This window comes from Thioalkalivibrio sp. ALE21, assembly GCF_003208255.1.
GTDB lineage: Bacteria > Pseudomonadota > Gammaproteobacteria > Ectothiorhodospirales > Ectothiorhodospiraceae > Thioalkalivibrio > Thioalkalivibrio halophilus.
The window spans coordinates 87,111-103,083 of record NZ_QKMA01000002.1 but is presented as its reverse complement, the minus strand read 5'-3'; the positions used below and the strand labels follow the sequence as shown (position 1 = coordinate 103,083).

Here is a 15,973-nt window from a genome sequence, read left to right as displayed (position 1 = left end):
GGTCGGGGCTTCACGACCCGCTGGCGGCGTTCATTGCCGCTCTTCCGTCTCTACCCGCTCCAGCACTGGCTTCAGCGACGGCCACAGATTGTCCAGAAGCTGCGGCTGGGCCTCGGCGGAGGGGTGAATCCCGTCGTCGTGCATCATCACGTCGTCATCGGCGATCCCGTCCAGAAAGAACGGCTCGAAAGCCAGCTCGCGTTCCTCCGCCAGGTCGCGAAACACGGCCTCGAAACGGTCCGTATACTGGGGACCGTAGTTGGGCGGAATGCGGATGCCCAGCAAGAGCGTCTCGGCCCCGGCCGCGTCGATGGCGTCGAGCATGGCCTCCAGGTTGTCGCGCATGGCTGCCGGCGACAGGCCGCGCAGGCCATCGTTGCCGCCCAGCTCCAGGATGACGAGATCGGGTTCGGTGCGCTCCAGATTGTCGGGCAGACGCTGGCGCCCGCCCGCGGTGGTCTCGCCGCTGATCGAGGCGTTGTGCACCTCCCAGGCCGCGTCGCGGTCGGCGAGGCGTTCCTCCAGCAGGGCCACCCAGCCTTCGGACTCGTCCATGCCCCAGGCGGTACTGAGCGAGTCGCCGAACACCAGCAGCGGGTGAGCCCCGTTCTCCCCATCGACGGATGTGGAAGAATTGGTCTCTTCCGGGGAATTCGCGGCCAGCGGAAGACTCAATAGCAGGGCAAACAGCCCTACGACGATGAACGGGAAACGCAACATGGATGCATCCTCGCAAGCGGTACTCGAAGCCACGGACCTGCACCAGCGGGTGGAGGGACCCAGCGGCACGCTGGACATCCTTCGCGGCGTGTCCCTGGCGGTCAACCCGGGCGAGACGGTCGCCATCCTCGGCGCCTCCGGCTCGGGCAAGTCGACCCTCCTCGGTCTCCTCGCAGGTCTTGACGCCCCCAGTGGCGGAGAAGTTCGCCTGCTGGGGCAGGCCATCAGCGAACTGGACGAGGATGGCCGCGCCGCCCTGCGCGCCGGCCGGGTCGGATTCGTGTTCCAGTCATTCCAGCTGCTGCCGGCACTGAGTGCGCTGGAGAACGTCTTGCTACCGCTGGAACTCAACCCTGAGCACGAGGCGCAATCCGGCGCGGAGCTCACCCGCCGCGCAAACGAGGCGCTGGACCGGGTCGGGCTCGCACAGCGTGCCCGGCATTATCCGCACCAGCTCTCCGGGGGCGAACAGCAGCGCGTGGCCATCGCCCGCGCCATTGTGGATCACCCCGCCATCCTGTTCGCCGACGAACCCACCGGCAACCTCGACGGACGTACCGGCGAGCCCATCATCGAGCACCTGTTCGCGTTGGCCCATGACGCCGAGCCCGGGCGCACGCCTACCGCCCTGCTACTGGTCACCCACGACCCCGAACTGGCCAGCCGCTGCGACCGCATCATCCGCATTCAGGACGGAGTGCTGGCATGAATCGACATACGGGCCTGCGCAATCTGCGCGGCTGGCTGCGCGGCACCTGGCAGGAATGGCGCTCGGCCGAGCTGCGGGTGCTGGCCGCCGCGCTGGTGGTCGCGGTGGCCGCGGTGGCGGCGGTCGGCTTCTTCACCGACCGGGTCGACCGCGGCATGGCCGATCAGGCGGCATCCCTGCTGGGAGGCGATCTGGCCATCACCTCACGCAGCCCGGTACCGGATGAATGGGTGGACGAGGCGCGCGAGCGCGGCCTGCAATCCGTCCGTTCGGCTGCCCTCCCCTCGGTATTGTTCGGTGCGGACGACCAGTCGCGCCTGAGCTCCCTGCGCGCGGTGGATCCCGACTGGCCGCTGGTCGGCGAGGCACGCATCCGCGACCCCTACGGCCAGGAACACACGATCACCCACGGCCCGGAACCCGGCGAGGCCTGGCTCGAGGGGGCCCTGCTGAACGACCTGGGCCTGGAGCCGGGGGATACGGTGACGGTCGGTCGCCGTGATCTGGAAATCACCGCCGTGCTGACCCTGGAACCGGACCGTGGCAGCGCCCTCACCGATCTCGCCCCGCGCCTGATGCTCGCCTACGAGGATCTCGAGTCCACCGAACTGATCGGCCCGGGCAGCCGTGTGAACTACCAGTTCTATCTCTCCGGGATCGATTCCGTGGTGGAGGCCTACACCGACTGGCTGGAGCCCCGCCTGGAACCCGGCCAGCGCATCCAGGGCCTGGAGGATGCCGCCCCCGAACTGCGCGCGGCGGTGGAACGCGCGGAACGCTTTCTCGGCCTGGCGTCGCTGATGGCCGTGCTGCTGGCCGGCGCGGCCATCGCGGTGGCCGCCCATCACTTCGCTCAGCGCCGAGCCGATTCGGCTGCGATCATGCGGGCTCTGGGGGCCAGCGCCCGGCGGGTGCTGGCGGTCTATTTCGGCCGCGTGCTGCTGGTGGCGGTCATCGCCTCACTCATTGGTCTGGCCCTCGGGTTCCTCGCGCAGTTCGTGCTCTCGGCCCTGCTGGGTGACTGGCTGGACGGTGATCTGCCCCCGCCGGGGCTGCGACCGGTCGTCGCCGGACTGGGCGTCGGGCTGATCACCGCCGCCGGCTTCGCCCTGCCCGCCATGCTGCGCATCGGACAGGTCCCGCCGCTGCGGGTGCTGCGCCGCGACATCGGCCTGCCCTCGGCCTCCGTCTGGCTCTCGGGCGCACTGGCGGTGGCGGCGTTCGGGGCGCTGCTGTGGTGGCAGGCCGCCGATCCGCAGCTGGCCCTGTGGGTCCTGCTGGGCACCGCCGGGGCCCTGCTGATCCTCGGCCTGCTGGGGGCGGCTCTGGTGCTGGCGGTACGCCCGCTGCGCGATCGCGGCGGCATCGCCCTGCGCTTCGGCCTGGCCAATCTGGCGCGCCGCGGCGGGCTCAGCGCGGTGCAGCTGGTAGCCTTCAGCGTCGGCATCCTCGCGCTGTTGCTGCTGGCGATCGTGCGCGTCGACCTGCTGGAGGCCTGGGATGCCAGCATCCCCGAGGACGCGCCCAACCACTTCTACGTGAACATCCAGCCCGGCGAACAGGAGCCGCTGGCAGATCGCATGGAGGAGGCCGGACTGGAGCGCCCGCAGATGGACCCGATGATCCGCGGCCGACTGGTCGCCATCAACGACCTGCCGGTGGGACCCGGGGACTTCGACGACGAACGCACGCGGCGCCTGCTGGACCGCGAGTTCAACCTGTCCTACGCGGAACAGCCACCGGAGCACAACCCGGTGGTGGAAGGCCACTGGACCCTCGACCAGCCGGATTCCGACGGGCTCTCGGTGGAGGCCGGGCTGATGGAACGCCTGGGGCTGGAACTGGGCGACAGCCTGACCTTCCGCATCGGCGGACGCGCGGTACGCGGGAGCATCACGAACGTGCGCGAGGTGAACTGGGACAGCTTCCGGGTGAATTTCTTCGTCACCGGTGCCCCGGCCCTGCTGGACGAGCAGCCGCGCACCTATATCACCGCGTTCCGCCTGCCGGAGGACATGCGCGACGCCCAGAGCCGCTGGCTGCGCGATTTCCCGGCGGTCACCGCGATCGATGTCAGCGCGATCCTGGAGCGCGTGCGCGACATCATCGAACAGGCCACGCGCGCGGTGGAGTACGTATTCCTGTTCACCCTGGTGGCCGGTCTGACGGTGCTGTTCGCCGCGGTCCAGGCAACCCGCGACGTCCGCCGGCGCGAGGCCGCCCTGCTGCGGACCCTGGGGGCGCGGCGACGCGACATCCGCAACGCGCTGCTGGCCGAATTCGGGACACTGGGTTTCCTCGCCGGGCTGCTGGCCGCGATCATCGCCACCGCGATCGGGGCCCTGCTGGCCTGGCAGGTGTTCGACTTCGACTACCGCGTCAACCCGATGACGTTCGTCTACGGGATCGGCGGCGGCACCCTGGGCATCGCGCTGGCCGGGTGGCTGGGAACCCGGCGGGTGCTGGATCAGGCACCGCTCACGGTGCTGCGCGGGCCGGAGTGACGCGGTGGTTCAGTGGCCGTACATCACGCCGGTATCGAGGAACCCGAACAGCACGAGGAAGGCCAGGATCCACACATAGATGGAGAACACCTTCAGGCTGGAGCGATAGAGGAAGAACAGCACCATCTTCAGCGACACCACGCCGACCACCGCAGAGACCACGAACCCGGTGATCAGCGCACTCCACGGCAGATCGCCCAGGCCGTCGTGGTTGAACACGTCCAGCGACTGCACGGCGGTGGCCGCGAGGATGGTCGGGATCGCGAGGAAGAAGCTGTATTCCGCCGCCCAGCGCCGCTTGAGCCCGCTGAACAGGCCAAACACGATGGTCATGCCGCTGCGGCTGAGCCCGGGCACCAGGGCAAAGCCCTGGGCCACGCCGATCACCGTCGCGATGCGCGGGTTCAGCTTGCGCAGCCCCAGCGGCCGCCGGCTCAGGCGGTCGGTCCACCACAGCAATACGCCGGTCAGGGTCAGGGTCCCGGCGATCAGCACCGGGTTGGCGAAGACGTGCTCGAAGGTCGCCTTGAGGGTGAAGCCCACCACGGCGGTCGCGGCCACCGACAGCACGCACAGCATCCCGAGGCGGAAGTACAGCATCTCGCGGCGCGCCTCGCCATGGCGCGAGGCCCACTGCCAGCTCTCGCGCACGATCCCGCCGGAGAGCTGCCACAGGCTGCGGCGGAACACATAGACGATCGACACCAGTGTGCCCACGTGCACCACCAGATCGAACAGGATCATCTCCGGACTCTCCGGCGGCGGCAGCTCGTGCCCCTGACCAATGAGCCAGTGCTGGGTCAGTACCAGGTGCGCGGTTGAACTCACCGGCACGAACATGAAAATACCCTGTACGATTCCCAGCAGGGTCGCGATCCAGATCGCCATCGCCGTTCGCTCCTGTCCGCGGGCGGGGAAGGCGCCGCAGTATACGGAAATCACACCACGAAATCGCCGGGCGCCGTCACATGCCCGTCAAGGATGAACCCATGCATCGCTTACTGCACCACGCCCCGCGCTCCGCACGGCGCGTCCTGACCGGCACCGCCGGCCTCTTCCTGCTGCTGGCCCTCGTCCCGGCGGCGACGGCGGCGGCCGACTGCCCCGCCCCGCCGCTCGACCGGCTGGCGTCCCTGAGCGAACTGCGCAGCGGCGCGGTGGACGAAGACCGCCGGGTGGTCGCCGAGGGCACGATCAGCGGGGTGTTCTACGGCGACGACGCGCTGGGTGGCTTCTACCTGCAGGACGACGCCACCACCCCGCCCACCGGGCTGTTCGTCTACGCTCCCGGGAAAGACGACGCCGACCTGCGCCCCGGCGATCACGTGCAGATCCGCGGCCGCTTCGGGCGACACCACGGGCGGCCACAACTGTCCCGGTTGCAGGAGCTGGAGCGCTGCCGTCGCGGCGAACCACCCCAGACCGTGACCCTGCACCTGCCCGACGACGCCGCCCGCCTGCAGGATCTGGAAGACGTGCGCGTACGCTTCGACCAGACCCTCACGGTCATCGCCAACCGCGAGCTCGCGCGCTACGGGAGTCTGGACCTCGCCGCCGGCGGGCGCCTGCGCCACCCGGGCCAGAGCGGGGCTTTCGGCGAGCCCGATGACCACGACCGCCGCATCGTGCTGGACGACGGCAGCTACCGCGCGAACCCGGACCCGGTGCCCTTTCTCGACGGCCAGGGGACCCGGCGTACCGGCAGCCGCGTGACGGACCTCACGGGCATCCTGACGCATGCCTTCGGCGCCCACCGCGTGCACCCGGTGGCGCCCCCGGAATGGGAAGGCGGCGAGCGTCCCGAACCGCCGCCGGCCCCGGCGGACGATGTCCTGCGCATCGCGACGGCCAATCTGGAAAACGACTTCGTAACCCCGGGCGAGCGCGGCGCACGCAATGCCGCGGAACGGGATCGCCAGGTCGCCAAGCTGGATGCGGTGCTGGACGGCCTGGCCATGGATATCCTGGCGTTCATCGAACTGGAAAACCGCTCGGCCGCCGGGCGCGAACTGCGCCAGCGCGTGGATGCCCTGGACGACGCCACCACGATGCAAAAGCTCGCGCATCCCGACAGTGGCAGCGATGCCATCCAGGTCGGACTGCTGTACGACCGCGAGCGCGTGGAACGGCTGGGGAGCGCGGCAGACAACGACCCGGTCCACCACCGCCCGCCGCTGCTGGGCTGGTTCCGCCCGCGCGACGGTGGCGAACCCTTCGGCGTAGTCGCGGTGCATTTCAAGTCCAGGACCGGCTGCCCGGAACACGGCGACATCGATCGCGGCCAGGGCTGCTGGAACCAGCGCCGCACCGAACAGGCGCACCGGCTGGTGGAATGGATCGCGGAACAACGCGCGGCGCAGCCGGGCGAGCCGCCGGTGATCATCGCCGGCGATCTCAACGGCTATGCCGCCGAGGACCCCCTGACGGTGCTGCGCGAAGCCGGCAAGCAGGACCTCGTCCACGAAGAGCCCGCCACGGCCTACACTTATGTCTTCCGCGGCCGAACCGGACAACTGGATTACCTGCTCGGCCCGCGGCCGCTCGCCGGGCGCGTGATCGCCGCCGACACCTGGGCGGTCAACGCTGACGAACCGGTGTTTCTCGGCTTCGATGGTGACCGTCCGGGCGAAGGCCCGTGGCGCGCCTCCGACCACGATCCGGTCTGGCTGGACCTGCGTTAAGGAAACACTGATCAGCGCGGCGTGTTGTCCACCGGCGGGGCGTCCGCCGAGCCGTCCGTTCCGGACTCCCCCGCCGACACTACCCGCACCGGGAAAGGCTCGCCGGCCAGCGAGCCCAGCGTGCGTTGCGGAAACGGGATGTCGATGCCGGCCCGGTCGAAGGCCTCCTTCACGGCGGGATGCATCCGGTTGCGCAGTTCGAGGAAGTTCTCCCGCTTTGCCCACACCGAAAACTGCAGCTTGAGCGCAGAGTCCCCGAACTCGAGGAAAATGAACAGTGGCCGCGGTTCTTCCAGGCAAAGCGGTTCGCGGTCGGCCACGTCCATCAGGGTCTCGCGCACCCGGTTGATGTCTTCGCGATAGGCCACCCCGATCTGCATGTCCAGGCGGCGGATGGGAAAGCGCGTCAGGTTGGTCAGCTGCGATTTGACCAGCGACTCGTTCGGCACCCGCACCATCAGGTTATCGAAGGTACGCAGCTTGACCGACAGCATGTCGATGGACAGCACCTCGCCGGTGACATCCCCCACCCGGATCACGTCGCCCACGGCGAACGGGCGTTCACCGATCAGGAACAGCCCGGAGATCAGGTTGGAGGCCGAGGTCTGCGACGCAAAGCCGATGGCGACCGTGAGGATCCCCGCCGCACCCAGCAGCACGGTGAGATCGAAGCCCAGCTCGCGCAGCGCCGACACCACCGCCAGCACCAGCACCAGATAGAAGCCGATCCGGCGCACCAGCATCGCCTGCTGGGCATCCAGATGCCGACCGGCGATCCGGATCAGGGTGCGCGAGACCAGGCGCGCCAGCAGCAGCCCCACGCCCAGGTAGATCGCTGCGCGCACCCAGGCCAGCACAGCCTCCGTGGTGATCAGTTCGATCCCCCGCGCAATCCAGGATCCGTCTTCCATGTCGCCTCCTACTGGAACAGCGCGCTGAAGGCGCGCAGGCTGAAGCGGCTGCCCCCGGCCTCGCGCGGTTCAGCCACCCGCTCGGCCCGGGGCACGTGCGCGGGCGGCCCCTCGCCCAGCTTGACCTCGGCCATGTCACGCTCGGGCTCGCGCTCCAGACGCACCCCCGGGGTCCACAGCCGGCCATGCGGATCGGCGTACACCGGCAGCCGCGTCACCGGCAGCTTGATCCGTTCCAGCAGCAGGGTGTCCGCGGAACCGTTGCGTACGATCAGCGGTGTCACGATGCGGTGAACGCGTTCCGGTACCTCGTCGAGCGCCATGCGGGCCGCGGTGCGGCTCGCATAGCACAGTTCGCCTTCCACCGTATCGGAGCCGAACCAGGTGTCCGAGGCCGGATAAGCCGGAAACTCGTGCACCCGGGCATCGCCCAGGCGCAGCTGAACCCACGCCGGCGTGCTCACGTACAGGATGACTTCGCCCCCGGGAGGCACATGAAACGGGGCTTCGGGCCGACTGACCACCGGGCGATCCGCCAGGGCCACCCCGAGGGACGCGCCGACATCATCACCGGTGCCGGCAAAGCGGCGCTGCTCCGCGGGCTTCTCCGGCACCGGCTTCTGCGCGGGCACCACGCGGCGAAAACCGCTGTCGTCCGGGTCGCGTTCGCGCGCCAGCCACAGGTCCCATTCGCCGGCGCGGCGCTGCAGCCAGAGATCAAGCGGCCCGATGGACCAGTGGCCAATCTCCCCCGGCGGGAGGTGGACGGGGCCCCACCAGCCGCTGTCGTGTCCGGATCCTGCGTGTACGCGTACCCCCATGGGACCTCCCCGTTGCCCGTTTGCCACTGTAGCGCGAAGTGCGGCGCGGAAGAAGCGGCCAGCGGCAGCGCAATCAAGACCGAATTCAGAACAGGTCGAGCTGGGAATCGTCCGCCGAGCGTGGCCGGGCCGGCGGATGGAATTGCGACACATCCAGATCGCCCGACCAGCGATCCAGCCCGCTGCGGCGCCGGGCCAGGACAAAGCGCTGCCCCAGCAGATCGGCCCAGGCCCCGGAACCCCGCATGCGCTGGCCAAAGCTGGAATCGTACACCCGCCCGCCGTGCGCCTCCCGCAGCCGCGCCAGCACATGCTCCGCCTTCAGCGGCTCGTGGGTCTTCAGCCATTCCTCGAACAGGCCTGCCACCTCGCGCGGCAGACGCAGAAGCACGTAATCGGCCGATACCGCGCCGGCCGCGGCCGCCGCCTCCAGCAGCGCCTCGGTCTCGCCATCCGTGAGCACCGGAATCAGCGGCGCCACCAGCACGCTGACCGGAACCCCGGCCGCGGTCAGTCGCCGAATGGTCTCCAGGCGCCGCTGCGGCGCCGCGGCACGCGGTTCCAGGCGACGGGACAGACCCCGGTCCAGAGTAGTCAGCGACACCGCCACCTGCGCCAGCCCGGCGCGGCCCATCGGCCCCAGCAGGTCGAGATCGCGCTCCACCAGCGCCGACTTGGTGACGATGGACACCGGATGCGCGCTCTCCGCCAGCACCTCCAGCAGCTCGCGGGTCACCCGCCATTCGCGCTCCACCGGCTGGTAGGCATCGGTGTTGATGCCCAGCGCGACCGGCGACGGCCGGTAGTTGCGCGCGCCCAGTTCGCGCCGCAGCACGGCCGCGGCGCCGGTCTTCACGTACAGTTGGCTCTCGAAGTCCAGCCCGGGCGACAGCCCCACATAGGCATGCGCCGGCCGCGCAAAACAGTAGGCACAACCGTGTTCGCAGCCCCGATAGGGGTTGATGGACAGGGTAAACGGGACATCCGGCGAGTCGTTGCGCACCAGCAGGCTGCGCGGCGTCTCCGGGGTTACCTCGGTGCGCAGCGCGGGGGCGGGTTCGTCGTCCCCGACCCAGCCGTCGTCCACGGGTTCGCGCTGCAGGGGTTCGTAGCGGGCGGCCGGCCTGGTGGCGCTGCCGCGGCCGCGCGGGGGCTCACTCGCCATCGAGCCTTGCGCACAGGGCCCGGAAATAGCCGGACTCGGTGGCCAGGCCGGCGTCACCACCGCTGCGCCCGCGCTCGCGCGCCAGTTGGTCCAGCAGCACACGCAGACGACGCGAATGGCGTTCCCGGCCCGCGGAATCTTCGGCCTCGCGCAGCAGGGCCTCCACCGAGGCGATCTCGCCGCGCAACCGGACCTCTTCCGGCACGTAGCCGGCGTTCTTCATGATGCGAAACGCCATGCGCATGTCTTCCGGCACGTCGCGGTCGTCATCCAGCTCCAGCGGCCGCCCGGCGCCGGGCAGATCATCGAACTCCCCGCGCCGCGCGGCATCGGCCAGCTGCGCCTCGATCTGCGCCTCGTTCAGCAACATGGCGTCAGACGGCACCGCCCTGCTGGGCCACCGGCAACATCCACAGCGTCAGCGACAGCAGGATGGCCGTCAGGCTCACCCCGAAGATCGGCAGCATCATCACGCCCGCCAGCGGTTCGCGCCGGAACAGCCGGATGCCCATGCCGCCCAGGCTGATCGCCCAGCCCACGGCCACGAAGAACGAGAGCGCGTTGATCTCCCAGGTCCACAGGGCAATCAGGCCCAGCGGCAGGCCCAGGTTGAGCACCACCAGCCCCATCTCCTGGGAACCCGCGGCCTTGCCGGCAGACAGGGCGTAGGCATAGGCGGCCCAGATCATCATCAGGCCGAAGCCCAGGGCACCGGCCGCGGGCGACTGCAGCGGCGCGCGCAGGATGGCCGCACCGGCCGGTTCCAGCTGCACGCCCAGTCCGATAATGGCTGCCGCCACTCCCAGGCAGATCAGCAGCCAGAACCAGAGGGTTCCGCGCTGCACTTCAGGTTCGGTCACACTGTCCCGCACGTTAACTCCTTGCGAAAACGCATTGAAAGGTTCTGTCCGGAGAGACCGCGCCAACCGCCCCGTGGTTCAAACCCGGGAACGGCACAGGCTTCACTCGGCCACGCGCCAGGCGACGGTCTCGCCCGCCCGCAGGGGTACACCCGGATCATGTCCGAACAGGACCGCCTCGGGCACGGTCCACTCCGCGCGCTCCAGGGTGATGGTGCCGGTGTTGCGCGGCATGCCGTAGAAATCGGCACCATGATGACTGGCGAAACCCTCCAGCCGATCCAGCGCCCCGGCAGCCGCGAATGCCTCGGCGTACAGCTCGATGGCCGCGTGGGCCGAATAGATGCCCGCGCAACCGCAGGCCGACTCCTTGGCGTGGCGCGGATGCGGTGCGGAGTCGGTCCCGAGGAAGAAGCGCGGGTGCCCGCTGGTCGCCGCGCGCACCAATGCTTCCCGGTGACGCTCGCGTTTGAGAATCGGCAGACAGAAATGATGCGGCCGCATGCCGCCGGCAAACAGCGCATTGCGGTTGTAAAGCAGGTGCTGCGGTGTGATGGTCGCGCCCACGTTATTCGGCGCGGATTCCACGAAGGACACCGCCGCCTCGGTAGTGACATGCTCCAGCACGATCCGCAGTTCGGGGAAATCCCGCACCAGCGGCTCCAGGTGGCGTTCGATAAACACCGCCTCGCGGTCGAAGATGTCCACGTCCGGGTCGGTCACCTCTCCGTGGATCAACAGCGGCAGACCCGCCTGCTGCATGGCCTCGAACACCGGATAGCAGCGGCGGATGTCGGTGACCCCGCTGGCGGAATGCGTGGTCGCCCCGGCGGGATACAGCTTGACCGCGTGGACAAAACCCGACTGCCGCGCCGCGTCGATCATCCCGGGCGTGGTCTCCTCGGTGAGATAGAGCGTCATCAGGGGCTCGAAGTCGGCCTCGTCGGGGAGTGCCGCGAGGATGCGGTCGCGGTACGCGGCCGCCGCGTCCACCGAGGTCACCGGCGGCTTGAGGTTCGGCATCACGATCGCCCGGCGAAAGCGCCGCACGGTGTCCGGCAACACCGAGGCGAGGATGTCCCCGTCGCGCAGGTGCAGGTGCCAGTCGTCGGGACGGGTCAGCGTCAGGCGTTCCATCAGTAATCCTTGTCATCCACCGAAGTGTTCACGGAGTGCGGCATCGCTCCAGCCGTCGATCTCCACGGTCTTGTCGCGGCCGGTCTGTCCTGCCACCACACGCAACGAGCCCGCCGGCAGCCCCAGTTCGGCCGCCAGCAGGCGTTCCACGGCGCGATTGGCACGCCCCTTCTCCGGCGCGGCCCGCACCCGCAGTTTGAGGGCCTCGCCCATCCAGCCCACCACCGCATCCTCGCGGGCACCGGGGGAGACGCGCAGCTTCAGTCGGGCCAAGGCCGCGCGGTATCAGGCCGGACGCGTGGCCATGTAGGCGGAGAAGACCCCGAGCTGCACTTCACGGTGAACGTCCTCGAAACCCACCGATTCGAGCGTCTCCATGATCTCCTCCGGGGGGACGCACTGGTCAATGGTTTCCCAGAAATACCGCATCAGGGTATGCCCGTCCGGATCACGTGTCAGCACCCGGCTGAGAAACGGGATGAAATCGCGGAAGTAGAAACGGGCCATGACCATCTGCCGCTTCGTCCGCGGACGCGAGACCTCGAGGATCATGCAGCGGCCGCCGGGCTTGAGCGCGCGAAAGTACTCCGCAAACGCCTCGCGCAGATCCCGCACGTGACGCAGACCGTAGCCCATGTACACGCGGTCGAACTGCTCGCTGGCGACGGGCAGATCCTCGGCCAGCCCCTGGATGAAGCGCGAATTCAGCTTGCCCCGCGCCACGTCGATCATCCCGCGCGAAGGATCCACGCAGGTGATGCGCTCATCGCCGGTGATCTTGCGGATCTCTTCGGCCACCGGGCCGGTCCCGGTCGCCACATCCAGGACCTCCATGTCCGGCTGCAGACCGGACTGCTTGAGCGAGTAGCGACGATACGCCTGCCCCGTACCCAGAAAACCGAACCGCAGGATCCGGTCGTAGTAGGGTGCGGTGCGATCGAACAGGTCGTCGACGAACGCGCGCTTGTTGCTTTCGTCCCCGTAGTAATCCTTGAGGACAGGATGCGGTTTCCGCTCCGGATCGGTTTCCATCGGTTCTGCTCTCCCCTGTGCCCGGTGCCGGGCCGGCCCAACAAGCCGCGAAGTGTACCAATTCCCGGCGCGCGTCACCCCCCCTGTTCGGAGGTGGCCAGGATGTCGCGCTCGAATTCCGCGACCGGTATCGGCCGGCTGGCAAAGTAGCCCTGATAAAAATCGCAGCTCAGCGCACACAGCGCCTCCAGCTGTTCGGCGGTCTCCACGCCCTCGGCCACCACGGTCAGCCCCAGCCCGTGCGCCATCGCCACGATCGCGGTGGTGATCGACCGGTCATGCACGTCATCCTCGTGCACCACTCCGGCGATGCCGTCGACGAAGCTCTTGTCGATCTTGAGGGTGTCCACCGCAAAGCTCTTCAGCTGCGACAGCGAGGAATAGCCCGTGCCGAAGTCATCCACGGCGAAATGCACGCCCTGCCCCCGCAGCGATTCCAGGATGCGACGGGCCCGCTCGGCATCTGCCATCAGCGCGGACTCGGTGATCTCCAGCTCCAGGCATTCCGGCGGCAGCCCGTGCTCATCCAGGATGGCGGCGACCTGTTCGTCCAGCGCCATCCGTCGGAACTGCAGCGCGGACACGTTCACCGCCAGCCGGATCGGAGGATAACCCGCGTCCAGCCAGGCGCGCCCCTGCCGGATCACCTCCTGCAGGACCCAGGTGCCCAGCTCCACGATCAGTCCGGTCTTCTCCGCGACCGGGATGAAACGCCCGGGCGACACGCGGCCCAGCACCGGATCGTTCCAGCGCAGCAGGGCCTCGGCCCCGATCAGGCGCCCCGTCGCGATCTCGTACTGCGGCTGGTAATGGACCTCCAGATGGTCGTTCTCCATCGCGCGGCGCAGGCGCGAGCTGAGATCGATGCGCTCGCGTGCCGCCTCGGTGTAGGCGTCCGAATAGTAGCGATAGGAGCCCCGACCCTCTTCCTTGGCGCGCGACAGCGCGGTCCCGGCCTGCTGCAGCAGGGCCTCGGCCCCGGCACCGTGATCCGGGAACAGCGCGATCCCCACCGTCGCCACCACCTCGACCTCCACCCCGTTGCCCAGGTCGCAGGGCTCGGCCAGGTGGCGGATCATGGATTCGGCAAGCATGCCGGCGTCGTCCGGGTGGGCCAGGTTCTCGACCACCACTGCGAATTCGTCGCCGGCCAGCCGGGCCACCGTATCGGTCCCCCGCCGCTCGCGCTGCAGCCGGATGGCCGCGCTGCGCAGCAGGGCATCGCCGGCGGCGTGGCCGTGGCTGTCGTTGACGTCCTTGAAGCGGTCGAGATCCACGATCAGCAGCGCCAGGATCCCGTTGCGCCGCCGCATCAGCGAAATCCCGTGTCCCAGCCGCGCCAGCAACAATCGGCGATTCGGGAGTTCAGTCAGAGGGTCGTGGTGCGCCAGGTAGTCCAGCTCCTCCTCCGAGGCCTTGATCCGCGAGATATCGGCGAACACCGACACGTAATGCGTGAGCCGGCCCTGCGGGTCGTGCACCGCCGTGATGCTCTGCAGCTCGGGGAACACCTCGCCGTTCTTGCGCCGGTTCCAGATCTCCCCCTGCCAGTGCCCGTAGAGCTCCAGCTGGCGGAACATGTTCTGATAAAAGGTCCGGTCATGGCGGCCGGACTGGAACATCTTCGGCGTGTGACCGACGACCTCGTCCTGGGTGTATCCCATCAGCTCGGTGAAGGCGCGGTTCACTGAAAGGATATGGGCGCTGCTGTCGGTAATCACCACGCCCTCGCGCGTGTTTTCGAACACTACCGAAGCCAGGCGCCGGCGTTCTTCCTCCTCCCGGCGCCGGGTAATGTCCTCCACCGTGACCACGACACGGTCCATGCTGCCGTCCGCGTGGCGGGTACACTTCAGCGAGAGGTGCGCCACCATCACGCTGCCATCCGCCCGCAGCAGGCGTTTTTCCACCTCGTAGCCGTCGCGCCGGCCTTCACGCATCTCGCGATCCAGATCGGCACCCAGGGAACGGTCCTCGGGGTGCGCGAGACGATCCCAGTCGAGCTTCGCCAGTTCTTCCGGCCGGTAGCCCAGCATGTCGCCCAGGCAGTCGTTGACGCGCTCCCAGCCCTGACCACCCGGCCCTGACACCGCCATGCCCACGAACGGCATGTCGAAGAACACCCGCAGCAGGCGGTCCTGTTCCGAATGCGACTGCATCAGCCGCAGGTTGCGCTGAAGCCATTGCTGACGCCCCACCAGCGCCCCGGCACCGGCCATCAGCAGCCAGACCAGCAACAGGGCTCCGCCGGTCCATGCCGCCTGCCGATGCGCCCCGGCCACCAGAGGCGCGCGGTCCCGCTTGACCACCACCGACCAGTCGTCGAGCTCCAGGCCACGCACCGCCGCCAGGCGACCATCATCCTCCTCGCCCAGCGATCCGATCCGCACCGCCTCGCCGGAACCGCCGCGCAGCAGGCGGCTCTCCAGCTGCGCAAACTCCGCCGGGGGTTCCACGCGCCGGGCCGATTCACCGTCCAGCCGCATCACCACCGGCGCGCGATCGGACGGATGACTGACCAGCCAGGTCGCCGCATCCCCGTCTTCCAGGTCGATGGCGGCCCCGAGCAGCGGAGCCAGGCGATCCAGATCGGCGGAAAACAGCACCACCGCCAGCGGTTCAGAGTCGCGATCGGCGGGGTGATGCAAAGGCGCGGCCCAGTGCAGCCGGGTCGCCCCTGCGTCGTCCACGGCATCCACGTGCGCCCGGCTGACGGCTCCGGTCTGCATCGCTTCCACGCGGGCCGCCCTGGCCGCCGCGCGCTGGAAGGACGCATCTCCCGCAACCAGCAGTTCCGCGTGTTCCTCCGCCCCCAGGATCGCCACGGAGCGATAACCGTAGGCCGTCCGTATCGCCTGCAGGCGGTTCTCCAGTGTGGTGCGCGCGACCTCGGAGTCGTGGCGCTGCAGCGAACGGACAAACGCGGTGAAACCACGCGCATCCGCCAGGATTCGGGCATCTCCGGCGCGTTCCGCCATCCACCGATCGACCAGTCCGCCCTTGAGAAAGGCAGTGGCCCGCAGTTCTTCGCGCACCTGCTGATCCGCGGTGGCCTGAGCAATATGGAACGTGCCGAAGGCGACACCACCGACCGAACCGGCGACCGCCACCGCCATGGCGACCCAGACCCAGGGCTGGCGACCGCGCAGCAGTGTCAGGCCGCCCCCGTTACGCGTCCGCGCGCCTCGGCGACCCCCGAATGTCCGCATGGCCAGGTACAGCAGTCCGCCACTCACCCACACGAACCCCAGGCCCTTCAGCAGACTGACCCGAGTCAGGCTCGCCTCGATCCCGAAGCTCCACATGAAGAGCATGTCGGACAGAGCGACCCACAGGGAGCCCGCCACGAGATAGCCGAGCGCGATCAGTGCGGCCGGGCTGAGCCGAAACACCGGAGAACGGGAAAACATCAACACCGGACACCGGCTGGAAG

General features: G+C 68.9%; 14 protein-coding genes. 3 read left to right on the top strand and 11 right to left on the bottom strand.

The annotated features are described in order from the left end of the window. Positions 1 to 30: 30 nt before the first annotated feature. Entirely contained in the window at positions 31 to 720 is a 690-nt protein-coding gene (locus tag D893_RS02140; protein ID WP_110619049.1) for an arylesterase, read from the bottom strand. On the opposite strand from D893_RS02140, the gene D893_RS02135 reads away from it, so the two are divergent. Together D893_RS02135 and D893_RS02130 are read left to right on the top strand one after the other, a co-directional pair. Beyond that, positions 719 to 1,429 carry an ABC transporter ATP-binding protein gene (locus D893_RS02135; protein ID WP_110619048.1) on the top strand — a complete coding sequence of 237 codons (711 nt, stop codon included), beginning with the start codon at positions 719 to 721 and terminating at the stop codon, positions 1,427 to 1,429. The two genes, D893_RS02140 and D893_RS02135, sit on opposite strands and share 2 nt — an antisense overlap. Beyond that, positions 1,426 to 3,933, top strand: coding sequence for an FtsX-like permease family protein (locus D893_RS02130; RefSeq protein ID WP_110619047.1), 2,508 nt, complete (start codon positions 1,426 to 1,428; stop codon positions 3,931 to 3,933). The genes D893_RS02135 and D893_RS02130 overlap by 4 nt, the downstream gene beginning before the upstream one ends. Before the next feature lie 9 nt (positions 3,934 to 3,942). On the opposite strand, the gene D893_RS02125 is transcribed toward D893_RS02130, so the two are convergent. Beyond that, entirely contained in the window at positions 3,943 to 4,821 is an 879-nt protein-coding gene (locus tag D893_RS02125) for an undecaprenyl-diphosphate phosphatase (protein ID WP_110619046.1), read from the bottom strand. Positions 4,822 to 4,922: 101 nt separating this feature from the next. Here D893_RS02125 and D893_RS02120 point away from each other — a divergent pair, with 101 nt between their 5' ends. Beyond that, complete coding sequence (locus D893_RS02120) at positions 4,923 to 6,614, top strand: ExeM/NucH family extracellular endonuclease (RefSeq protein ID WP_026288879.1); 1,692 nt, start codon at positions 4,923 to 4,925, stop codon at positions 6,612 to 6,614. A gap of 11 nt (positions 6,615 to 6,625) precedes the next feature. On the opposite strand, the gene D893_RS02115 is transcribed toward D893_RS02120, so the two are convergent. The 9 genes from D893_RS02115 to D893_RS02075 form a co-directional block, all read right to left on the bottom strand. Continuing rightward, positions 6,626 to 7,525 (bottom strand): mechanosensitive ion channel family protein, encoded by a 900-nt coding sequence (locus D893_RS02115; RefSeq protein WP_019570376.1) that lies wholly within the window; start codon positions 7,523 to 7,525, stop codon positions 6,626 to 6,628. 8 nt (positions 7,526 to 7,533) lie between these two features. Then, positions 7,534 to 8,346 (bottom strand): hypothetical protein, encoded by an 813-nt coding sequence (locus tag D893_RS02110; RefSeq protein WP_019570377.1) that lies wholly within the window; start codon positions 8,344 to 8,346, stop codon positions 7,534 to 7,536. Positions 8,347 to 8,431: 85 nt separating this feature from the next. Further along, complete coding sequence (locus D893_RS02105) at positions 8,432 to 9,511, bottom strand: PA0069 family radical SAM protein (RefSeq protein WP_110619045.1); 1,080 nt, start codon at positions 9,509 to 9,511, stop codon at positions 8,432 to 8,434. Further along, positions 9,501 to 9,881, bottom strand: a complete 381-nt coding sequence (locus tag D893_RS02100; protein WP_018946117.1) for a DUF1992 domain-containing protein — start codon at positions 9,879 to 9,881, stop codon at positions 9,501 to 9,503. The genes D893_RS02105 and D893_RS02100 overlap by 11 nt, the downstream gene beginning before the upstream one ends. Positions 9,882 to 9,885: 4 nt before the next feature. After that, positions 9,886 to 10,371 carry a hypothetical protein gene (locus D893_RS02095; protein WP_026288880.1) on the bottom strand — a complete coding sequence of 162 codons (486 nt, stop codon included), beginning with the start codon at positions 10,369 to 10,371 and terminating at the stop codon, positions 9,886 to 9,888. A gap of 102 nt (positions 10,372 to 10,473) precedes the next feature. Further along, entirely contained in the window at positions 10,474 to 11,508 is a 1,035-nt protein-coding gene (gene pyrC / locus D893_RS02090) for a dihydroorotase (protein ID WP_018946119.1), read from the bottom strand. 12 nt (positions 11,509 to 11,520) lie between these two features. Continuing rightward, positions 11,521 to 11,781, bottom strand: coding sequence for a DUF167 domain-containing protein (locus D893_RS02085; protein WP_018946120.1), 261 nt, complete (start codon positions 11,779 to 11,781; stop codon positions 11,521 to 11,523). Between the two features lie 12 nt (positions 11,782 to 11,793). Beyond that, complete coding sequence (locus D893_RS02080; protein WP_018870769.1) at positions 11,794 to 12,540, bottom strand: class I SAM-dependent methyltransferase; 747 nt, start codon at positions 12,538 to 12,540, stop codon at positions 11,794 to 11,796. 74 nt (positions 12,541 to 12,614) lie between these two features. Further along, positions 12,615 to 15,950: an EAL domain-containing protein gene (locus D893_RS02075; RefSeq protein ID WP_110619044.1), complete on the bottom strand. Its 3,336-nt coding sequence runs from the start codon at positions 15,948 to 15,950 to the stop codon at positions 12,615 to 12,617. Positions 15,951 to 15,973: the final 23 nt, after the last annotated feature.